A 21,604-nucleotide genomic window follows, 5' to 3' on the forward strand; every position below is an offset into this window, starting at 1 on the left:
TGTCCAAGTCCCGTTCTCTCGGGAAGTGCGGCCTTCATCGTTGAAGGAGACACTTGATTTAAATTTGCCAATACCAATGCAGGGCTTGTGCCAACTTTTTGAGTGCCTGGATATTCGCGGGGTAGAGCGGTTTTTCGCTGCTCTATGGCTGCCTTGTCGCACTGGTATAAGGCGTGGCGCGCCGTTCTGGTGCGTTTGCCGGGCTACTTGAGCAGTAGCACCAGCAGAACCAGGTTCAACAGCAAGGACATCAACGCCACTGTTCGCCAGACTTTCACCGGCTCGCGTTCGAGCAAGGGACGCGGCCTGCTGGTCAGTGACTGACGTTCACCCTGTTCCAGGGCCAGCAGCCACTCCTCGGCGGTCTCGTAGCGTTGTTTGGGATCGGCGCTGACGGCGCGATTGAGGCTCTCGTCGATCCAGTTCGGCAGGTCGGGACGATAACGGTTGGCCGGCGTCGGGTTGCCGAAACGTGGATGCTGGAAAGCCTCGATCTCGCCATAGGGGTAGTGGCCGGAAAGCAGGTGGTAGAGGGTCACTCCCGCCGCATAGAGGTCTTGCTGGGTACTGGGTGCGACGCCGGCAAATGCCTCCGGGGCGATGTAGCTGGGGGTGCCGGGCAGGTCGTTAGCCTCGTCGCGGGACAGGCCGGGACAGTAGGCCAGGCCGAAGTCCAGCACGCGCAGTTCTCCGTCGTCACCCCACAGCAGGTTTTCCGGCTTGATGTCGCGGTGCAGAATGTTGCGCCGGTGCAGCATGCCCAGGGCTCTGACCAGGCGCGGGGCGAGATCCAGCCACTCGGGCAGGCCAAGGGGGCCGGACAGGCGCAGTTGTTCGGCCAGAGTCTGTCCGGCGTATTCGCGCTGCACGTAGTACAGGTGCTGGCGTTGCGGCAGGGGATGGATTTCGGCGAAATAGCGCCCGGCCACCCGGCGCAAGAACCACTCCTCGAGCAGCAATGAAGGGCCTGCTTGTGGTTCGTCGGCACGGCTGGCGGGCAGGGTCTTCAACAGCCAGCGGCGCGCCTGGCCATCGCGCACGCGGTAGACCAGCGACTGGCGCGACTGGGCCAGCAGGCGCTCGACCTGCCAGCCTTCGAAGTCCTGGCCTTCGCGCAGCTTCGGCGGCAAGGGCCAGTGCTCGAGTTGTGCCAGGGTATCGGCCAGGGCGCTTTCTGGCAGGCCTTCGACCCTCACCAGCAAGGCGCTGGCGTTGTCCTGGCTGCCGGCCAGATGAGCGGCACTGACCAGCGCGCGGGTCGCGGCGCTGGGGTCCTGTTCATCGTGCAGGATGCGCTGGATGCCCGGGTCGCCGAGGGTCGCCCAGACGCCATCGCTGACCATCAGGAAGCTCTCGCCCTCGCGCAACTCGCCGTCCAGGTAGTCCACCACCAGGTGTTGATCCAGGCCCATGGCGCGTTTGAGCACATGTTGCATGCCCGGTTGTTCCCAGACATGTTCTTCGCTGATGCGCTCGAGCTGATCCTGGTGCCAGCGATAGGCGCGGCAGTCGCCGACATGTGCCAGGGTGAAGCGCCGGCCGCGCAGAACCAGGGCGGTGAGGGTAGTCAGCAGCGGTTGGCCGCCACCATTGGCTTGCAGCCAGCGGTTATGCGCGACCAGCAGGCGATCCAGCGATTGCGCCACCGCCCAGGTTTCCGGGGTGGAGTAGTAGTCCAGGGCCAGCGCTTGCAGGGTCGCTCGAGCTGCCAGGCCGCCGTCGGCGCATTGGCTGACACCGTCGGCCAGGGCGAACAGGTAACCCTTGCTCGCCGCCAGGGCTGGGGTTGGGGTCACCACGCGAATGGCGTCCTGATTCTCTGGACGCGGGCCGGTGGCACTGGCTTCGCCAAAGGTGAACTGCAGGGCCATGGCGATGTTCCTGAGGGGAAGGGCTGAGGCAAAGGCGGGGCCGGGGCATGGTTGCCGGGTTGGCCGTTGCCGGCTTCACCCATCGTTCCTGACCAGTGCGATGCAGTTCTGCCGGTCAGCCCCACCTTTGCCTCAACTCTCCAGTGGTTGGGCGTAGGGTGGATCGCGCTTTGTCGATCCACCCTACATGCTTTGCAATTACACCCGGGCGGCAGTCACTGCAGCCGAGCCCCAGGTGGTGCGCCAGCGGCGTTTGACGCTATACAGACCGAACCAGGCGAGTACGCCGAGGCTGGCAAAAAACCACAGGGCCAACTGGTAGTCGCCGGTCTGTTGCTTGATCGCCCCCAGGCCTGCGGCCAGGAGAAAGCCACCGATACCGCCGGCCATGCCGATCAGGCCGGTCATGACACCAATCTCCCGGCGAAAGCGCTGTGGCACCAACTGGAAGACTGCGCCGTTGCCAGCACCCAGGCCGAGCATGGCGCAGACGAACAGAGCCAGGGCCGCGGTTGAGCTGGACAGGTTGAAACCGACGGCGGCAATGCTCAGCGAGGCGAGGGTGTACATCACCAGCAGGGCGCGGATGCCGCCGATGCGGTCGGCCAGGGCGCCGCCAAGCGGACGCATCAGGCTCCCGGCGCAGACGCAGGCGGCCGTATAGTAGCCGGCGGTCACCGGATTGAGGCCGTACTGATCGTTGAAATAACCAGGCAGCGCGCTGGCCAGGCCAATGAAACCGCCGAAAGTGACGCTGTAGAAGAACATGAACCACCAGCTGTCGCGGTCGCCCAGGGCTTTCAGGTAGTCGGACGCGGCCTTCGGCTTGGGCCGCTCAGGCGAGTTCTTGGCCATAAAGGCGAAGATCAGCAGGGTGGCCAGCAGCGGGATAAGGGCCCAGCCGAACACGTTCTGCCAGCCGAACAGCGCCGCCAGGCCTGGGGCGAACAGGGCGGCCAATACGGTGCCGGAGTTGCCCGCACCGGCGATGCCCATGGCCTTGCCCTGGTGCTCCGGCGGATACCATTGCGACGCCAGGGGCAGGGCCACGGCGAAGGCGGCACCGGCAAAGCCGAGGAACAGGCCGAACAACAAGGCATGTTCGTAGCTGCTAATGCCGATTTTCCAGGCGCAGAACAGCGCGACTATGACTATCACCTGGCCAATCAGGCCGGCGGTCTTGGGCGACAGGCGATCGGCCAGAAAACCCATCAGCAGCCGCAGCACGGCGCCCGCGAGGATTGGCGTCGCCACCATCAGGCCGCGCTGTTGTGCGCTCAGGTCGAGATCGGTGGCGATCTGCACGGCCAATGGGCCAAGCAGGTACCAGACCATGAAACTCAAGTCGAAATAGAGGAAGGCAGCAAACAGCGTTGGAGTGTGGCCGGCTTTCCAGAAACTTTTGTTCATCGAATACCTCGTCAGCAAAAAGGGTCCCGGCCGGGTGCACTGCGTCGTGGTCGTGGACACGGCGCCCGCACCCGCCGGGGAGGCACTGCACTTGTGGTGCAAGGCCCTGCGGCCGAGGCCACAGCTGGGTTGAGAGAGTGACAAGCAGAACCTCTGGATCACAGAGAAACCACCATCCCCGGGCGTTGGGGCGGAAACCAAAAAACGCCGCATCACCGTTCGCACGTGGGCGAGGGTGAGGCGACGTCTTTGTCGTTCGTGAGAGCAGCCGCCATTGGCTGCCTATGGTCATCTCCTAGCAAGAGCCAAGCCAACACAACGAATCAGCGGTTCTCGGGGGTCGGGTAGATAACGATCCGTTCCTTTGTGGTGCAAAAAGGGGCCAGCTACCTATTTGTGCGCCGAGATGGGGCGATGTGTCGGGGCGCAGTGGTGCGATTGCAAGCACGGTTGGTTCCCGGAAAGCGCCGGCATGGAGCCATTGGTCAGAAAGGCCGCTTGCTGCGGTGATGGCCTGAATCGATAGCACAGGCTCTACATGGAGTGTTCGTGGCTGTTTTTTATTTTATGCCTTGACTTTTTAGGTTTTGTGAATATTTCACGGTGCTATACTTGGATTTGATCGAAAAGCAGGGACCTTTCATTCACCCATGTTGGGCTCTGACTGTGACTTTCGGGCGATCGCGGCAGTGGAGGGGCGATTGCAGCTATGCGAGATGGGAGGTAGGTCATGAATCGGCACTATTACACCAGTGACAATCTCGACGAACTCGAAACCGTTGAACAGGAGTTGGAGGCCAAGGGCATCAGTACCGAGCAGATTCATGTGCTCAGCGAAAAGGATGCCGAAGTTGAGCGACATCACTTGCACGATGTGCCCTCGTTCATGAAGCAGGATGTTGTCCACTCAGGCGAGATAGGTGCGGTCGTCGGTGTGGTACTGGCCGCGCTGGTGCTAGGCGGCGCCTATCTGCTGGGTTGGACCGCAAGCGCTGCGGGATGGGTACCCTTTATCTTCCTGGCGATCGTGCTGCTGGGTTTTTGCACTTGGGAAGGTGGCTTTTTCGGTATCCAGGTACCGAATTCCCACTTCCGCCGCTTCAGGAAAAATCTGCAGGAAGGCAAACACGTCTTTTTCGTCGATGTTGAGCCGGAGCAGGAAGCGCTGCTGGAGCAGGTCGTCAACCATCATCCGCAGCTGCAGATCGCCGGAACGGGATCCGCAGCCCCCCACTGGATCGTGGCCTGGTTGCACAGGTGGCATCAGTTCAAGCGGACGATCTAGCAACGCGTGCACAGATCGCAATCGCGGGATCATCAAGGTGATTCCGCGGTTATGCCTTGGCCAAAGAAGATCACCCGGCTGAGGAAGATATAATCCGCCTCGCTGGCCATGAGCCCCACCAGCACCAGCAGGCACAGGGGTGGCACCAGAATGGCGTAGACCATGGCCAGGCGCTCCCAGGCCATGTGCATGAAGATGGCAACGATCAACCCGGCCTTCAGCAGCATGAAGGTGATGATCAGCGACCACCTGAGATAACCGGCGAAGTGGAAGTAGTCGACCAGATAGGACAGGGTGCTGAGGACGAATAGCAGTCCCCAGATCTTCAGGTACAGGCTGATCGGATGCTGTTGTCCTGTTTGTGTGGTCATGGCTAATGCTCCTCCGCAGCGTTACTGGCGTTAAGCGCTACCACAAATAGAAGAAAGCGAAGATAAACACCCACACCAGGTCGACGAAGTGCCAGTACAGCCCGGCTATTTCGACGTTCTGGTAGTTGCCGGAGCGCTCGTAGTCCCCGCGCAAGACTTTCCCCGCGACGATGCACAGGTAGAGCACGCCGATCGACACGTGCAGGCCGTGGAACCCGGTGATCATGAAAAAGCTCGCGCCAAACTGCGCCGCACCCATGGGGTTGCCCCAGGGGCGTACGCCTTCGGCGATCAACTTGCTCCATTCGAACGCCTGCATGCCGACGAAGGCCGCGCCACAGAAGGCGGTGGCCAGCATCAGGGCGGCGGTCTTGCCGCGGTTGCGGCGGTAGGCATAGTTGACCGCCATGGCCATGGTGCCGCTGCTGCTGATCAGCACGAAGGTCATGATGGCGATCAGGATCAGTGGAATGTGGTTGCCGGCGATGGTCAGGGCGAAGACCTCGCTGGTGTTCGGCCAAGGCTCGATGGTGGTCATGCGCACCGCCATATAGCCGGTCAGGAAACAGGTGAAGATAAAGGTGTCGCTGAGCAGGAAGATCCACATCATCGCCTTGCCCCAGGGCACCTGCTTGAACGCATCCTTATCCGACGACCAGTCGCCTGCGATACCCTGCCAGCCCGCGGCAGACGCATCGGGCGCAAGCGCTGGGTGATCTGTGGGTGGTGCTGAGTGCGCTGCCATGGCTTCACCTCAGGCCGCAGAATGCGGCGATGGCCTCATAGGTTTCGGGTGTACTGGTCAGCAGGGCGAAGAGCAGTAGCCAAAGCCCCAACAGGTAATGCCAGTAGATGGCGCAGAGTTCGACGCTGCTGGCGAGCCGCGCCAGGGGCGCGTGCCGCAAGAGCTTACCCAGGGTTTTGCCCCAGGCCACCAGGCCGCCCAGCAGGTGCAGGCCGTGCAGGCCGGTCAGCAGGTAGAAAAAGCTGTTGGCCGGGTTGCTGGCGACGAAATAGCCCCAGGCGGCGAATAGCTGCCAGACCCAGAGTTGGCCGAGCAGAAAGACGATCGCCAGCACCCCGCCCAAGGCGAAACCGGCCAGCGTCGCCTGCGCGTTACCCCGGCGGGCGGCCACGCGAGCCCACTGCAGGGCGATGCTGGCGCCTATCAGCGCGGCGCTATTCAGCCAGAGCGCGCCGGTGTGGGCCAGGGGCGCCAGCGGCTCGGTCAGGGGCAGCCAGTCGGGTACTTGCGCGCGGATGATGAAGGCGACCAGGAACAGCAGGAAGAGCGAGCTGACCACCACGAGAAACAGGCGCAGGCCGACTTTCGCGGTGTGCGCCCTGTCAGCTCCGGCAGGGCTAGGGATACCCGCGTCTGGATGCCAGCTGCCACTGGGGTCGATGCTGGCGGTGTTTCTCAAAAGCAGCCGGTTCATGGTTTTTCACCCGTAGGCGCGGTCTCGGCGCCGCGTCGTTTCATCCCCTCGAGCTCCTCGGCGGACACCGTCTGCGGCACAAAATCCTGTTCAATCCCCGGTACGCTGTAGTCATAGGCCCAGCGGTGCACCACCGGCAGCTTGGCGCCCCAGTTGCCGTGTACCGGCGGGGTCTGCGGCGTCTGCCATTCCAGGCTGGTGGCTTTCCAGGGATTGCCGCCGGCGGGTTTGCCGTTGAAGGCGCTCCAGAACAGGTTGAACAGGAACAGCAGCTGGGCCACCCCGACGATCAGGGCGGCCACGGTGATGAAGGCATTGAGGTCCTGCGCCGACTGCGGAATGAAGGCGTAGTCCTCGTAGGCGTAGTAGCGCCGCGGCATACCGAGGAAACCCAGGTAGTGCATGGGGAAGTAGATGGCGTAGGTGCCGAGGAAGGTGATCCAGAAGTGCAGCTTGCCCAGGCGCTCATTCATCATCCGCCCGGTTATTTTCGGGTACCAATGGTAGATAGCGCCGAACACCACCAGGATAGGGGCGACGCCCATGACCATGTGGAAGTGGGCGACGACGAAATAGGTGTCCGACAGCGGGATGTCGACGATCACGTTGCCGAGGAACAGCCCGGTCAGGCCGCCGACCAGGAAGGTGAGGATAAAGGCCAGGGAGAACAGCATGGGCACGGTCAGGTGGATGTCGCCCTGCCACAGGGTCAGCACCCAGTTGTAGACCTTCAGCGCGGTCGGCACCGCGATGATCAGGGTGGTGGTGGCGAAGAAGAAGCCGAAGTAGGGGTTCATGCCGCTGACGTACATGTGGTGCGCCCAGACCACGAAACTGAGCACCCCGATCGCGATGATCGCCCAGACCATCATGCGGTAGCCGAAGATGTTCTTGCGTGCATGGGTGCTGATCAGGTCGGAGACCAGGCCGAAGGCGGGCAGGGCGACTATGTAGACCTCCGGATGGCCGAAGAACCAGAACAGGTGCTGGAACAGGATCGGGCTACCGCCCTGGTGCTCCAGCGACTGGCCCATCGAGATGATCGCCGGCATGAAGAAGCTGGTGCCCAGCAGCTTGTCGAACAGCATCATCACCGCGCTGACGAACAATGCCGGGAAGGCCAGCAGGGCCAGGATCGAGGCCATGAAGATGCCCCAGACCGACAGCGGCATGCGCATCAGGGTCATGCCGTGGGTGCGCGCCTGCAGCACCGTGGTCACATAGTTCAAGCCGCCCATGGTGGCGGCGACGATGAACACCGCCAGAGACACCAGCATCAGCACGATGCCCCATTCGGTTCCCGGGGTGCCCTGGGTGATCGACTGCGGCGGGTAGAGCGTCCAGCCCGCGCCTGTGGGACCGCCGGGGGCGAAGAAGCTGGCGAGCAGGATCACCACCGAGAGCAGGTAGAACCAGTAGCTGAGCATGTTGACGTAGGGGAAGACCATGTCGCGCGAGCCCACCATCAGCGGGATCAGGTAGTTGCCGAAGCCGCCGAGGAACAGGGCGGTCAGCAGGTAGATGACCATGATCATGCCGTGCATGGTCATCGCCTGATAATAGGCGCCGGCGTCCATGAACCCGATACTGCCGGGGAAACCCAGTTGCATGCGCATCAGGCCGGACAAGACCAGGGCGATCAGGCCGACGAAGATCGCCGTCAAGGCATACTGAATGGCTATTACCTTGTGGTCCTGGCTCCAGATATAGCGGGTCAGGAAGCTCTTGGGTTCGTGTAGAGCCTCTGTTTCGACCTGTTCCGCGTAGGCCATCACATCATCCTCCGGGTGAGGGTTGAGTGCATATTGGCGGCTTAGGGTGCTGCTCCCGGTGTGCCGTCGCCTTCGCCGGCTGTGGACTTGATCAACGCTACCAAGGCGTCGAGTTCATCATCCGTCAGTTCGAAGGCCGGCATGACCGGGGTAAAGCCCTGGGCGACCACCGCGCCGGGATCGCGAATGGACTCCTTGAGATAGGCCTCGTCGATCTCCCGCGGGGTGCCGTCGGCCCCGCTTTGGGTCTTGCCGTACAGACCCAGCCAGGTCGGCCCGACCCCCGGCTTGCCATCGACGCTGTGGCAGGTCAGGCAGCCGAGGGAACTGGCCAGTTGCCGGCCCTGCGCCACCAGAACATCGGGGGTTGCCGCTGCGCCGGCCGGAGCCTGTTCGTCTGGCGTCGCGCCGCTGAGCGACTTGATCAGGGTGAGCAACGCATCCAGCTCCTCCTGCTTGAAAGTGTAGGGCACCATGACCGGCGGGTAGCCTTGCACCAGCTTGGCCTTGGGTTCGAGGATCGATTCGATCAGGTAGGCCTCGTCGACCTGCACGCTGCTGCCGTCGGCCAGTTGCTCGGTGCGGCCGTACAGGTCCTTCCAGCCCGGGCCTAGACTGGCGCTGCCATCCAGGCTGTGGCAGGCCAGGCAGCCGGAGTTCTGCGCCAACTGGCGGCCCTGCTCCAGCACGCTTTCACGGCTGGGTTTGGCGGCGCTACGCAGGGTCTGGGCAAAGGTCGGCTGGTTGTTCAGCCACTGCTCGAAGGCCGCGGGTTCCTCGATGATCATGTTGCCGCGCATATTGTAATGGGCGAGGCCGCAGTACTCGGCGCAGAGCACGTCATAGCTGCCGAGCTGGGTCGGGGTGAACCAGAAGTAGGAGACCATGCCGGGAACCATGTCCATCTTGCTGCGGATTTGCGGGACATAGAAATTGTGCAGCACGTCCTTGGAGCGCAGCAGCACCTTCACCGGTCGATCGAGTGGCAGGCGCACCTGATTGGTGCGGATCAGCACATCGTCCTGCCCGGCGGGGTCATTGGGGTCGAGACCGAGGGGATTGCTGCTGCCGATCCATTTCACATCCGACTTGCCCAACTTGCGGTCCTGGCCGGGAAAGCGGAAAGACCACTGCCACTGCTGGGCGACCACTTCCAGTTCGTGGGCGTCTGCCGGAACCCGGACGAAGTCGTGGTAAACCACCAGGCCCGGTGCCAGCAAGCCGATGATGCCGACGCTGGTGACGCCGATTAACCACCATTCCAGCTTCTTGTTCTCGGGCTGATAGGCCGCCCGGCGTCCTTCTTTATGGCGGTACCGAATGATCGCCAGCGCCATGAACAGGGTGACGGCGATGAAGAAGATGCCGGTGATGAGCAGGGTGATAAACAGTGCGGCGTCTATCGAACCCCAGTTGGAGGCTGCCGCCGTTGCCTGCCAAGGGCTCAGTACATGGAACAGTACCGATGCCACAACGATTAGCACCAAGACAATTGCAAATACCATGTGTTTTGCATCCTGTTCCTGTCGCACGCTGGCTACACAAACATCCTGCCAAACAGCAAGGTCGAATAAATTCGGCCAGCAATTCATCCTGCGTCGCGCCAGGCATTGGCAGTAGGCCGGCGAGCAACGCTGGGGGAAGTATAGGGGAGGAAAAGTCCCGCTGCCCAAGTCAACCGGAGGTGTGCCAGGCGAGGGGTCGCCGGTCGGGCGGATTGGCCGTGTGCTGGTGCAGCACCTATAAGTTAAGGCGTCATTCCGACTCGGCAATGCGATCGACAGGGTCGCGGAGGGCCAAGACGATGTCCGCCAATCCCTTGCTCGACATGATCGGCAATACCCCGATCTTGCCGCTTACCCACCTCGACACGGGCCCGTGCCAGCTGTTCGTCAAGCTGGAAAACCAGAACCCCGGCGGTTCGATCAAGGACCGCATCGCCCTGAGCATGATCGAGGCCGCGGAGCGCAGCGGCGCGCTCAAGCCGGGCGGCACCATCATCGAGGCCACCGCCGGCAACACCGGCCTGGGCCTGGCCCTGGTCGCCGCGCAGAAGGGCTACCACATGCTGCTGGTGGTGCCGGACAAGATGAGCCGCGAGAAGATCTTCCACCTCAAGGCCCTCGGCGCCGAGGTGCGCCTGACCCGCTCGGATGTCGCCAAGGGCCACCCCGACTATTACCAGGACCTGGCCCGCAGCATCGCCGCGCAGACCCTGGGCGCCTTCTACATCGACCAGTTCAACAACCCGGCCAATGCCTGGGCGCACGAGAGCGGCACCGGCCCGGAAATCTGGCGACAGATGGAGCAGCGCGTCGATGCGGTGGTGGTCGGCGTCGGCTCGGGCGGCACCCTCGGCGGCCTGACCCATTTCTTCCAGAAGGTGGCGCCGCAGGTCGAGATGGTTCTGGCCGACCCCGAAGGCTCGGTGCTGGCCGACTATGTCGAGACCGGGCAGTACGGTGAGGCCGGCAGCTGGCTGGTGGAGGGCATTGGCGAGGACTTCGTGCCGGCCATCGCCGACTTCGCCCTGGTCAGGCGCGCCTACCGCATCGGCGATGCCGAGAGCCTGCACACCGCGCGCCTGCTGCTCAAGGAGGAGGGCGTGCTGGCCGGCTCGTCCACCGGCACCCTGCTGGCCGCGGCGCTGCGCTACTGCCGTGAGCAGACCACGCCCAAGCGGGTGCTGACCTTCGCCTGCGACAGCGGCAACAAGTACCTGTCGAAGATGTTCAACGACTACTGGATGCTCGACCAGGGCCTGATCGAACGACCCAAGCAGGGCAACCTGCGCGACCTGATCGCCCGGCGCTACGAGGAAGGCACCACGGTCACCTGCAAACCCGAGGAAACCCTGGCGGCGGTGTATGGACGCATGCGCTTCCACGACATCGACCAGGTACCGGTGATGGAGGGCGACCGGGTGATCGGCCTGATCGACGAGTGGGACCTGCTGCGCGCGGTCAAGGACGCCCCCGCGCATTTCCAGTTGCCGGTGCGCGAAGCGATGGTCAGCAACCTGCAGACCCTCGACCCGGACGTGCCGCTGGAGCGCCTGCTGCAAACCTTCGACGAGGGCCATGTGGCGCTGATCGTGGAGAAGGGTCGTTTCCTCGGCCTGATCACCAAGAGCGATGTGCTCAACCTCTGGCGCCGCACCCTGCGCTAGAGGCCCGCCCCATCCTGCGGCCTTGGCCGTGCCCGGACTTGATGAATGCAGGAGCCAGCATGAGCGAATTCGAAACCCTGACCGTGCACGCCGGCTACGAGCCGGACTGGACCGGCGCGGTGATGCCGCCGATCTACGCCACCTCGACCTTCCGTCAGCAGTCGCCGGGGGTGCACGCCGGCTATGAATACGGGCGCAGCCAGAACCCCACGCGCCAGGCGCTGGAACGGGCCATCGCCGAACTGGAGGGCGGTGCCCACGGCTATGCCTTCGCCTCGGGTCTGGCGGCCTGCGCCACGGTGCTGGAACTGCTGCCGGCGAACAGCCACATAGTCGCGGTGGACGATCTCTACGGCGGCACCTATCGCCTGTTCGAGCGGGTGCGCAAGCCCAGTGCCGGTCTGCAGGTCAGCTACGTGCCGGCGGACGCCGACGCCGCCAGCCTGGCCGCCGCGCTCAGGCCCGAAACGCGGATGATCTGGGTCGAGACGCCGACCAATCCGACGCTGAAACTCTGCGACCTGGCGCTGGTCGGCCAGTTGGGCTGTTCCCGCGGCATCCTCACCGTGGCCGACAACACTTTCGCCTCGCCCTACCTGCAACGGCCGCTGGAACACGGTTTCGACATAGTCGTGCATTCGGCGACCAAGTACCTCAATGGCCACTCCGACGTGATCGCCGGGCTGGTGGCCATCGCCGACCGCGCGGAACTGGCCGAGCAGCTGGCCTTCCTGCAGAACTCGGTGGGCGCCATCCTCGATCCCTTCTCCAGCTTCCTCTGCCTGCGCGGCATGCGCACCCTGGCCCTGCGCCTGCAACGCCACGTCGCCAATGCCGGCGAGCTGGCCGCCTGGCTGGAGCAGCAAGCGCAGGTGGCGTCGGTACTCTATCCCGGCCTGAGCAGCCATCCGCAGCACGAGCTGGCGGTGCGCCAGATGCGCGGTTGCGGCGGCCTGATCAGCCTGTACCTGGCCTGCGACAGCGAAGGCACCCGGCGTTTTCTCGAGGCCACCCAGCTGTTCACCCTGGCCGAGAGCCTGGGCGGAGTGGAAAGCCTGATCAGCCAGCCGGCCAAGATGACCCACGCCTCGATTCCCGCCGAGCGCCGGGCGCAGCTCGGCATCAGCGACAACCTGGTGCGCCTGTCGGTGGGCATCGAACATGTCGAGGATCTGCGCCGCGATCTGCAGCAGGCGTTGGCGGCCATAGCTGTTTAGCCGAGCCAGGCGTGTCGTCCGGCGCTTACTCGAGCCAGTTGACTGCGGGAAACAGGACGCTGAACGACTCGGGCATCGCCACTACCTGGCCGGTTCTGTAGTTGAAGAACACGAAGCCCGACTTGGCCATCGCCACCAGGCTGCCATCGGCCGGGCGGCTGATGCGGAAGCTGATGTCGCCACCGTATTTGTTGAAGTCCATCACGCCGACCTCGAACAGCAATTGATCGCGCGCATGCGCTTCCGTGCGGTAGGTGGTGGCGAGGTCGGTGACGATGATGCCTGTGCCATCTCCGCGGGTTTCGTGAATGCCGAATTCGAACAGGAAGCGTGCCCGTGCCTCGGAAATCATCGAGATCATCGAGTCGTTGCCCAGGTGGTTGGACGCGTTGATGTCGGTCACGCGGACGGTCAGGTGGGTGCTGTAGCAGTATTGGTCTTCGGGGAACTCAAGTTTCAGACGGGCCATGGGCAGCTCTCGTGCAGGCGGGATAGGGCGGCGCAATTGTACGTGGGCTTTTGTCGATTTCACCCTATCGGCCCGGTGAATGATGCACCGCCCTGGCGACCCGTTCGCCCTCAGCGGTGCAGGGAGTTCAAGTGATAGAAGGTCACCCGCCCGCCTTCATTGGATGGGCCGTAATTGTCCTGAATATAGGCGCCGGCCTTGAAGTACAACTGTTGTTTGCTCCAGTACCCGCTCAATTGCTGATAAAGCGAGCCGTTGTCGCCGTCACTGCTGATGACGCTGACCCCCAGTTTGCCGCTTGGTGTGATGCGCAGTTCATAGCTGAAGCGCTCGTTTAGCTGGATGTTCTCGGTCAGCAGGATGTTCTTTACGTCATCATCGCCCGGGCGTTTGCGCAGCAACAGCTCAAGCCGACCAACACCGCGCAAGTAGTGGTATTGCAGTTTGGCCAGCGGGTCATTGTCGCTGCCGGGTTCGTCCTTGCTGTGGATCTGGCCGATGACGACCTTGTTCTTGCTCGGCACCTGGTTGATCGTCAGCACCGCATTCAAATAGCTGTCGGAACTGGCGTGGTACCAGTTGCTCAGGGTGCCGTCGGCCTGGGTTTCGCGCAGCTCGCTGCGCGGGTAGCGGGCGTCTGCGGTGTGCGATCCCGTGACGGGTACCCAGAAGGTGACACTGCCGTCGTTATTGCGGCGGAAGTATTGGCTTTCATAGCCATTGTTCAGGCGCGGGGTTTCGATGGTAGTGGGGGATGGGTCGGTGGGAACCGAGAGGTTCCAGGTGGTGAGGTCAAGCACGACTGATCCTTAATGGTCTTGAAAGTCTGAAAAGGGCTTGGCTTCGGTGGCCACCAGCGCAGTAAGTTCAATCGGATCGGCAATCTCTCCACCCGGCTGTCGGGATTTAGCAGCCTTTAGCGCAGCCTGGAGCAGGCAAGCCCGCTGCAACCCGCGACCTGGAACGCGGGTTGTAGCAGGCTTATAGGGGCACCGCTCAAGCCGCTGGCCGCTGCTGTTTCTGGTAGAGGAACTCCAGGACGGCGGCGCGGTATTCGTGATAACGCGCGTTATGGGCCAAGGCGATGCGATCGCGCGGGCGCTGCAGTTCTATGTGAAGGATCTCGCCGACACTGGCCGCCGGGCCGTTGCTCATCATGACGATACGGTCGGACAGCAGCACGGCCTCGTCGACATCGTGGGTGATCATGATCACGGTGTTGCCCAGTTCGGCGTGGATCTCCATCAGCGAGTCCTGCAGGTGGGCGCGGGTCAGGGCATCCAGGGCGCCAAAGGGTTCGTCCATCAGCAACACCTTGGGCTGCATAGCCAGGGCACGGGCGATGCCGATGCGCTGCTTCATGCCGCCGGATATCTCGCTGGGGCGCTTGTCCTTTGCGTGCATCATGTGCACCAGTTCCAGGTTGTGCTCGATCCAGTCGCGCATTTCGCCGCGCGATTTGCTGCCGCGGAACACCTGGCGCACCGCCAGTTCGACGTTCTGGTAGCAGCTTAGCCAGGGCAGCAGGCTGTGGTTCTGGAACACCACGGCGCGCTCGGGGCCGGGTTCGTCGACCTCACGGCCATCGAGGATGACCCCGCCGGTGGTGGCCTGGTACAGGCCGGCGACGATGTTCAGTACGGTGGATTTGCCGCACCCGGAGTGGCCGATCAAGGATACGAACTCGCCCTTGTCGATGCGCAGGTTGACGTTCTGCAGCGCGCGGTACAGGCCCTTGTCGGTGGGGAAGTCGATGCCGACGCCGCTGAGTTCGAGGTGTGAATGGCTCATGGAAAGGCTCCTGATTAGCGCAGTACAGCATTCTTGTCCCAGCTGAACTGGCGTTGCAGCAGGAGCATGAGACGGTCGAGAGCGAAGCCGATCAGGCCGATGACGATCACCGCCACCATGATCCGACCGAGGGAGTTGGAGCTGCCGTTCTGGAACTCGTCCCAGATGAATTTACCCAGGCCCGGGTTCTGCGCCAGCATCTCGGCGGCGATCAGCACCATCCAGCCGGTGCCGAGCGACATGCGCAGGCCGGTGAAGATCATGGGCACGGCGGCGGGCAGGACGATGCGGCGGACATGCGACAGGGGCGACAGGCTCAGCACCTTGCTGACGTTGTTCAGATCCTGCTCGATGCTGGCCACGCCCACCGTGGTGTTGATCACCGTCGGCCACAGACAGCACAGCGCCACGGTGATGGCCGAGGTGAGGAAGGACTTGGCGAACAGCGGATCGTCGCTGACATACAGGGCGCTGACCAGCATGGTCACCAGGGGCAGCCAGGCCAACGGGGAGACCGGTTTGAACACCTGGATCAAGGGGTTGATGGCGGTGTAGATGGTCTTGCTCAGGCCGCAGACGATACCCAGCGGAATGGCGATCAGCGAGGCGATGGCAAAGCCGGCCATGACGGTGTAGAGGCTGGTAAAAATCTGCTGTACGAAGGTTGGTTTGCCTGTATAGGGACGCACCTTCACTTCGGCGGCCGGGTTTTTCACCAGCAAGGCGGCGTTGCGCGTGTCCTGACGCTCGTAGAAGCGCCGGGCCTTTTCGCCCTCCCTGAGGTGGGCGCTGACCAGTCCGGAGAATTGTTCGGAAACCTGCACCGGGCCCGGGAACTGGCCGAGGCTGGTCTGAATGTTGTTGGCCACCAGCTGCCAGCACAACAGGAAGCCGATAATGCCGAGCAGTGGCAGGATCAAGGGCGGAGCCCAGCGCTTGAGGAGCGCACTGGTACGAGCCGTTTTCAGTGTTTCGGTTATCGGGGTGGCGACGCTCGGATTGCTCATCGTCCTGTCCTCTTTGTTAGAAGGGAGCCGGCGTACCGGCTCCGGGAGTGCCTATTAGATCTTGGTGTCGCCCTTCAGACCGATCTCGAACTGCTCGAGATAGGCATTGGGCGTGCGACCGTCGTAAGGCACGCCGTCGATGGTGTCGATCAGCGGTGCACGGAAGCCATCGTCAGCTGCCGGCGGGAAGTCGCTGGCCGCGAACTTGCCTTCTGCCACCAGTTCGGCGGCTGCCTCGCGGTAGATCGCCGGCAGATAGACCTTCTTGGCCATCTCCAGGTACCAGCTGTCCGGCTTGGCGTCGGCGATCTGGCCCCAGCGGCGCATTTGCGTCAGGTACCACACGGCGTCGGAGTAGTAGGGGTAGGTGGCGTGGTAGCGGAAGAACACGTTGAAGTCCGGAATCTCGCGCTTGTCGCCCTTCTCGAACTCGAAGGTGCCGGTCATCGAGTTGGCGATCACCTCGGCGTCGGCGCCGACGTACTCGGGGCGGGAGAGGATTTCCACGGCTTCCTTGCGGTTGGCGTTGTTGTCTGCGTCCAGCCACTGGCCGGCACGAATCAGCGCCTTGACTACGCGCTTATGGGTTTCCGGGTTGGCGTCGGCCCAGCTCTTGGAGACGCCGAAGACTTTCTCCGACATGTTTTTGCGGATGGCGTAGTCGGCGACCACAGGTACGCCGATGCCCTTGAACACGGCGGCCTGGTTCCACGGCTCGCCGACGCTGTAGCCGTGAATGGTGCCGGCCTCCATGGTGGCCGGCATCTGTGGTGGCGGGGTTACCGAGAGCAGTGCCTTGGCGTCGATCTGGCCGCTGATGTCGCCCTTGTGCGGGGCGTAGTAGCCAGGGTGGATGCCGCCCGCGGCGAGCCAGTAACGCAGCTCGTAGTTATGGGTTGAAACCGGGAATACCATGCCCAGGTTGAAAGACTTGCCGCCGGCGTTGACCTTGTCGATCACCGGTTTCAGGGCATCGGCCTTGATCGGGTGGACCGGCTTGCCATCGGCCATGGGCACATGTTTCTTCATCTCCTCCCAGACCGCATTGGAGACGGTGATGGCGTTACCGTTGAGGTCCATGGTGAAGGCGGTGACCACATCGGCCTTGGTGCCGAAACCAATGGTGGCGCCGATCGGCTGGCCGGAGAGCATGTGCGCCCCGTCCAGTTCGCCGTCGATCACCCGATCCAGCAGCACCTTCCAGTTGGCCTGGGCTTCCAGGGTGACGTAGAGGCCTTCATCCTCGAAGAAGCCCTTTTCATAGGCGATGGCCAGCGGCGCCATATCGGTCAGCTTGATAAAGCCGAATTTCAGCTCGTCCTTCTCCGCCTCGGCGGCGAGGGCGATCTGCAGGCTCAGTGGTGACAGCAGCATGACCGCGGCACAGCCGAGGCCAGTCAGGGTTTTTTTCAGTAGCGAACGGCGAGTGGTGGAGTTACGCATAATGGTTCCTCAAGTCCCAGAAACGAAAAAAGACGTCGCGGACAGCCCTGCCAGTAGTTGGCCGAGTGTCGTTGACGTCTTTGTCAATTCGTCCCGATCACCGCCGTTGGCGATCCGAAGACGTGTGTTGGTGTCTTGAGGTGATATAAGCAAAGGGCTTGCCAGGTTTGCTGGGCGATCGACGTTGCAGGTTTGACGTATGCCTTTTCGGTAGCTCGAGTGAATCTAGAATGGTAAAAATATATGATATAAATCATGTGGATAAGATATATATCTAATCCTTTATATCGTTTTATCGTCGGCGCGAAGGCCGCGATATCGACGAGCCGGTCCCCCAGCGCTTAGCGGCTTTTGAGCCATTGGTGTGCATGCTCCAGGTGCCTTGAGCGCTTTTGGTTCGGCTTTCACTCGGACGTTGATGGGGCCGGCGAACAACAACAGCTTGAACAGTTCATCCGATCCGGCGACAACTATCCTGGCTCCGAGGACGGGATACAGGTTGCGCCTGCGCCTCCTCGACAAATTCCTTCAGCCACTTGAGCACGTCAACGGCCTCCCAGCGCACCGGGTCGAACATGGCGTAGGCCAGCCCCTGGTAGCCCACCACATCCAGCTGTCTGTGATAGCCGGCGCGTTGCAACAGGGCTTCGATTTCGGCGAAGCAGGTATTGAAGTGCACGCGGGTGAAAGGCGTTCGGCCCTCGGTGACAATGCCCTCCAGGTGCAGTTCGGCGACTGTGGCACGGACTTTTTCCAGTGGCATCCGGTTTACGCTGTGTTTCAGTTGCAAGACGTCCAGCATCGTTGTGCTCCCGATTGACGCTGTGGATTGGCCAGGTGTCGCTGCCTCGCAGACCTGACGATATGGTGAGAGAAGGCTAGCTGAAAATACTGTACAAATAAACAGTATTCGGCAATAGTAAAGCCAAGACCCATCCAGGTGTCGATCACCCTTGCCAGCTGCTTGCGCAGCCACTGGCTGTCGGGACTGCAGAGGAGCGACTAGTAATGCAACAGATGCTGATGACAATCGTGTTGTCGGGGCTGCTGGCAGGCTGTGCCCAGCCGCAGGTCGAGCAACCCAAGGCCAATGGCTCTTATCTGGTGATTGAAAACAGCCAGGCCTGGGCGGTGCTGGTCTCGGATGGCAAGCGGATGGAGGAGCGCGGCACCGTGGTGGATGTGATCAAGCGCCAGCATGCTGCAGTCGCCGCCAGTTATGTGATCGAAACGGCCAATTGCGGGCGGGTGCAATGGCTGACTGAGCGCATCGATGCCGCGGACGGCGCCACCACCCTGATGTCGCTGCACAACAATCAGCAGCTTGGCGACGCCGACTGCGTGATTGGCGATGGACTGACGCGAGTGTGGACGGTGCTGGATTATTCTGGCTGATGCGCAAGCGGGGAGGCCAGACGCTACGGCTGCAGCAGCTCGTTTCGCGGGCGCTGCAGCAAAGCGGCCTATTGCTTCAATTCTGTGCGCTTAAGGAAAAACGCCGCTTACCCCGAAACTGGAAAGCGGCGTTTTCCTTGGGCTTCGCCGTAGAATCGAAAAGCAAAAGTATCCGGTCAACGGCTTAAGCAAACAGCAGTGCGGTATTGCTTAGCTATTGCTGGGCGTTTTGCGCGGCTTGCTCGGCACTGGCCCATGAATCAAGCCATCGGCCCGGAACATCGCCTTTATCCCGCGTACGGCTTGGCGAATGCGATCCTGGTTCTCGATCAGGGCAAAGCGCACATGGTCATCGCCATAATCGCCGAAGCCTATGCCGGGTGAGACGCAGACCTTGGCATCCAGCAGCAGTTTCTTGGCGAACTCCAGTGAGCCAAGTCCTGCGTAGGCTTCGGGAATCTTCGCCCAGACGTACATCGAGGCTTTCGGGTTCACCACCATCCAGCCGATCTCATGCAACCCTTTGACCAGCACATTGCGGCGCTGGCGGTACTGTTCGGCGATATCGCGCACGCACTGCTGATCGCCCTCCAGCGCGGCGATGGCGGCGACTTGCAGCGGGGTGAAGGTGCCGTAGTCGTGGTAGCTCTTGATCCGTGCCAGGGCGTTGACCAGCTCCTTGTTGCCGACCATGAAGCCGATGCGCCAGCCGGCCATGTTGTAGCTCTTGGACAGGGTGAAGAACTCCACGGCAATGTCCTTGGCCCCCGGCACCTGCATGATCGAGGGCGCTTTCCAGCCGTCATAGACGATGTCGGCGTAGGCCAGGTCGTGGATCACCAGCACGTCGTACTGCTTGGCCAGGGCCACCACGCGCTCGAAGAAGTCTAGCTCCACGCACTGGGCAGTGGGGTTGGAAGGGAAACCGAGGATCATCATTTTCGGCTTGGGAATCGACTCGCGAATGGCCCGCTCCAGCTCGGCGAAGAAGTCCACGCCGGGGATCAGCGGTACCGAGCGCACCTGGGCGCCGGCAATCACTGCGCCGTAGATATGGATCGGGTAGCTGGGGTTGGGCACCAGCACGGTGTCGCCATGGTCCAGGGTGGCGAGCATCAGGTGTGCCAGGCCTTCTTTGGAGCCAATGGTGACGATGGCTTCGCTTTCCGGGTCGATCTCGACCTGGTAGCGATCCTGGTACCAGTGCGATATAGCGCGGCGCAGACGCGGGATGCCACGGGAGGTGGAGTAGCCATGGGTGTCTTCGCGTTGGGCGACCTGCACCAGCTTCTCGACGATATGCGGCGGTGTTGGCCCGTCGGGATTGCCCATGCTGAAGTCAATGATGTCCTCGCCACGGCGCCGGGCAGCCATCTTCAGTTCGGTGGTGATGTTGAATACGTAAGGCGGGAGTCGATCGATGCGCGCAAAGCGGCGCGGAGCTTGGTCAGCCATGCTTTCCTCGGAAACGTAAGCGCCCGGAACCGTCCGAGCGACGTTGGCCAGTGCGCTGGCCAGGTGGCGACGATAATACGCGGCGCCTCGGCCTGTCGAGCGGGCGGCGAAAAATCCGTGTGGATCCTTCGTCGCCGCGATCAACGACAGAGGTGGCGACTAAGGCTTGACCAGGATAGAGAGCTTCTTCGAATAGGTGCTGCCGTTGGCGTCGGTCACCCGCACCATGAAGTCATTGGCTCGATTAGTGCCCACGCTCGCGACCGGTGTGCCGCTGATGGTGCCGTTGCGCTCAAGCAGCAAGCCCTGGGGTGGAAAGCCGCTGACCAGCGACCAACTGCCACCGCCGGTGCCGCCGCGAAATTGCAGCTGAGTGGCATAGACGCTGCCGACTTTGGCGTTGGGCAATGCGGCGTTGCTGGAGATTTGCAGGCCATTTCCCGGGTGGCTGGTGGCCAGACGGTAAAACTTCACCAAGGCACCTTCGGTGCTGCTGGTGCCGTAGGTGTGCAGGTAAGCGCCAGCCTTGAAGTAGAAGGTTTCGCTATCCCAGGACGGGTCCATGACCATAGTGGCCGGCGTGCCGTTGTTCACCGACACCGATGCCACCGCCAGGCTGCCGCTCTGGCGCTCGACGCGGATCTGGTAGGTAAAGGTCTGGCCCAGCTTGATGCTGCTTGCAACCTGATGTTGCCAGAACGGCGGGCCCTGAATCGGCGTACCTTGCAGCTTGGCCATGACCACGCCGGTCTGGGTCTTCGCGTTGTATATGTAATACACCAGTACCAGTGGTGCCGAGCCGTGGCCGTGAACCTGGCCAACAATCACCATGCCGTCCTTGCTCGGCACCTGCATCACGCGAAGCTGCGCATCGAGTAGCGCGGTACCGCTGCTGTCCCAGTTGATGTAATTACTGGACGGATCGATCATTTCGCGCAATTCCGAGCGCGGATGTTTGGACCCGCCGCTGGTCGCGCCGTTGAGGGGGGCCCACATGGTCATCGCGCCGTCCGTGTCGGTATAAAGCGATGGTGGGTTGGTGTAGCCGTTGGGCCCACTCAGGGCTGAAGGCAGAATAGTCAGTGGTTTGCCCGTTACGCCGTTGCTGGCATCCACTGGAATGGTGATGTTCCAGTTTCCCAGGGCGAAGTTGCCACCGGGTGGTAGGTCGGGATTCAGTTCGGCAAGAACTTGACCGCTAAACAGGCCGATTAAAGCGGATGGCAGCAATAAGCTGCGGGTAACTGCGTTTTTAAGCATTACGGGATCGTCCTGATTCGTATGGCTGAGGTTGAGCAGCTCTTATCGCGACCTTGCGATGTCGTGTGGGGTCACAGCTTGCCGTTGCCGATGCTAGGCGCATCGGTGAGCTACCAGCACAGTGACCGGCGTGTGCCGGAAAGGTTCGCGGGTAGCCGAATAAATGTGTGTGCGTTGTGCTGGGGGAGTGTCGCTTGGCAGCAGCCACGCGACACCGATGCACAGGAAAGTGCGCGTCGTAGCGGCGCAG

Annotated in this window: 19 protein-coding genes; 4 read left to right on the plus strand and 15 right to left on the minus strand. The window is 62.3% G+C overall.

Features of this window, described 5'->3' with window-relative positions; translation table 11 throughout:
* Positions 1–203: 203 nt before the first annotated feature.
* Both R3355_RS09175 and R3355_RS09180 read right to left on the minus strand, forming a co-directional pair.
* Positions 204–1,871, minus strand: a complete 1,668-nt coding sequence (locus tag R3355_RS09175; protein ID WP_318960937.1) for a bifunctional protein-serine/threonine kinase/phosphatase — start codon at positions 1,869–1,871, stop codon at positions 204–206.
* A gap of 198 nt (positions 1,872–2,069) precedes the next feature.
* Positions 2,070–3,281: a nitrate/nitrite transporter gene (locus tag R3355_RS09180; protein ID WP_318960938.1), complete on the minus strand. Its 1,212-nt coding sequence runs from the start codon at positions 3,279–3,281 to the stop codon at positions 2,070–2,072.
* Between the two features lie 730 nt (positions 3,282–4,011).
* Here R3355_RS09180 and R3355_RS09185 point away from each other — a divergent pair.
* Complete coding sequence (locus R3355_RS09185) at positions 4,012–4,566, plus strand: magnesium transporter (RefSeq protein ID WP_318960939.1); 555 nt, start codon at positions 4,012–4,014, stop codon at positions 4,564–4,566.
* A 32-nt stretch (positions 4,567–4,598) separates the two neighbouring features.
* On the opposite strand, the gene R3355_RS09190 is transcribed toward R3355_RS09185, so the two are convergent.
* From R3355_RS09190 to R3355_RS09210, 5 genes are read right to left on the minus strand one after another with little or no spacing between them, the layout of a single operon-like run.
* Entirely contained in the window at positions 4,599–4,937 is a 339-nt protein-coding gene (locus R3355_RS09190) for a cytochrome C oxidase subunit IV family protein (RefSeq protein ID WP_318948960.1), read from the minus strand.
* A 37-nt stretch (positions 4,938–4,974) separates the two neighbouring features.
* On the minus strand, positions 4,975–5,682 hold the full coding sequence (locus R3355_RS09195; protein WP_318948959.1) for a heme-copper oxidase subunit III family protein: 708 nt from the start codon (positions 5,680–5,682) through the stop codon (positions 4,975–4,977).
* 4 nt (positions 5,683–5,686) lie between these two features.
* On the minus strand, positions 5,687–6,376 hold the full coding sequence (locus R3355_RS09200; protein ID WP_318960940.1) for a cytochrome c oxidase subunit 3: 690 nt from the start codon (positions 6,374–6,376) through the stop codon (positions 5,687–5,689).
* Positions 6,373–8,148 (minus strand): cytochrome c oxidase subunit I, encoded by a 1,776-nt coding sequence (ctaD, locus tag R3355_RS09205; RefSeq protein WP_318960941.1) that lies wholly within the window; start codon positions 8,146–8,148, stop codon positions 6,373–6,375. The genes R3355_RS09200 and ctaD overlap by 4 nt, the downstream gene beginning before the upstream one ends.
* A 41-nt stretch (positions 8,149–8,189) precedes the next feature.
* Positions 8,190–9,653 carry a cytochrome c oxidase subunit II gene (locus R3355_RS09210; RefSeq protein ID WP_318960942.1) on the minus strand — a complete coding sequence of 488 codons (1,464 nt, stop codon included), beginning with the start codon at positions 9,651–9,653 and terminating at the stop codon, positions 8,190–8,192.
* Between the two features lie 299 nt (positions 9,654–9,952).
* Here R3355_RS09210 and R3355_RS09215 point away from each other — a divergent pair, with 299 nt between their 5' ends.
* Positions 9,953–11,317, plus strand: a complete 1,365-nt coding sequence (locus tag R3355_RS09215; protein ID WP_318960943.1) for a cystathionine beta-synthase — start codon at positions 9,953–9,955, stop codon at positions 11,315–11,317.
* Between the two features lie 59 nt (positions 11,318–11,376).
* Entirely contained in the window at positions 11,377–12,534 is a 1,158-nt protein-coding gene (locus tag R3355_RS09220; protein ID WP_318960944.1) for a PLP-dependent aspartate aminotransferase family protein, read from the plus strand.
* Positions 12,535–12,559: 25 nt separating this feature from the next.
* Here the strand turns inward: R3355_RS09220 and R3355_RS09225 are convergent, their stop codons facing one another.
* From R3355_RS09225 to R3355_RS09250, 6 genes are all read right to left on the minus strand, one after another.
* Complete coding sequence (locus tag R3355_RS09225; protein ID WP_318960945.1) at positions 12,560–13,003, minus strand: thioesterase family protein; 444 nt, start codon at positions 13,001–13,003, stop codon at positions 12,560–12,562.
* Between the two features lie 110 nt (positions 13,004–13,113).
* Positions 13,114–13,803 carry a polysaccharide lyase family 7 protein gene (locus R3355_RS09230; RefSeq protein ID WP_318960946.1) on the minus strand — a complete coding sequence of 230 codons (690 nt, stop codon included), beginning with the start codon at positions 13,801–13,803 and terminating at the stop codon, positions 13,114–13,116.
* A gap of 196 nt (positions 13,804–13,999) precedes the next feature.
* Complete coding sequence (locus R3355_RS09235; RefSeq protein ID WP_318948951.1) at positions 14,000–14,794, minus strand: ABC transporter ATP-binding protein; 795 nt, start codon at positions 14,792–14,794, stop codon at positions 14,000–14,002.
* A gap of 14 nt (positions 14,795–14,808) precedes the next feature.
* Positions 14,809–15,801, minus strand: coding sequence for an ABC transporter permease (locus R3355_RS09240; RefSeq protein ID WP_318948950.1), 993 nt, complete (start codon positions 15,799–15,801; stop codon positions 14,809–14,811).
* 54 nt (positions 15,802–15,855) lie between these two features.
* The gene (locus tag R3355_RS09245; RefSeq protein WP_318960947.1) at positions 15,856–17,244 is read right to left on the minus strand and encodes a CmpA/NrtA family ABC transporter substrate-binding protein; all 1,389 of its coding nucleotides are present in this window, start codon (positions 17,242–17,244) and stop codon (positions 15,856–15,858) included.
* Between the two features lie 451 nt (positions 17,245–17,695).
* Complete coding sequence (locus tag R3355_RS09250; protein ID WP_318948948.1) at positions 17,696–18,046, minus strand: transcriptional regulator; 351 nt, start codon at positions 18,044–18,046, stop codon at positions 17,696–17,698.
* A 206-nt stretch (positions 18,047–18,252) separates the two neighbouring features.
* Between R3355_RS09250 and R3355_RS09255 the strand changes: the two genes are divergently transcribed.
* The gene (locus R3355_RS09255; RefSeq protein WP_318960948.1) at positions 18,253–18,639 is read left to right on the plus strand and encodes a hypothetical protein; all 387 of its coding nucleotides are present in this window, start codon (positions 18,253–18,255) and stop codon (positions 18,637–18,639) included.
* A gap of 210 nt (positions 18,640–18,849) precedes the next feature.
* Here R3355_RS09255 and alaC read toward each other — a convergent pair whose 3' ends face one another.
* Positions 18,850–20,094 carry an alanine transaminase gene (gene alaC / locus R3355_RS09260; protein ID WP_318960949.1) on the minus strand — a complete coding sequence of 415 codons (1,245 nt, stop codon included), beginning with the start codon at positions 20,092–20,094 and terminating at the stop codon, positions 18,850–18,852.
* Positions 20,095–20,253: 159 nt separating this feature from the next.
* On the minus strand, positions 20,254–21,354 hold the full coding sequence (locus R3355_RS09265; protein WP_318960950.1) for a polysaccharide lyase family 7 protein: 1,101 nt from the start codon (positions 21,352–21,354) through the stop codon (positions 20,254–20,256).
* Positions 21,355–21,604 lie beyond the last annotated feature (250 nt).

The sequence above is a fragment of the Pseudomonas sp. genome, from assembly GCF_033723075.1.
In the GTDB taxonomy this organism is placed as follows: domain Bacteria; phylum Pseudomonadota; class Gammaproteobacteria; order Pseudomonadales; family Pseudomonadaceae; genus Aquipseudomonas.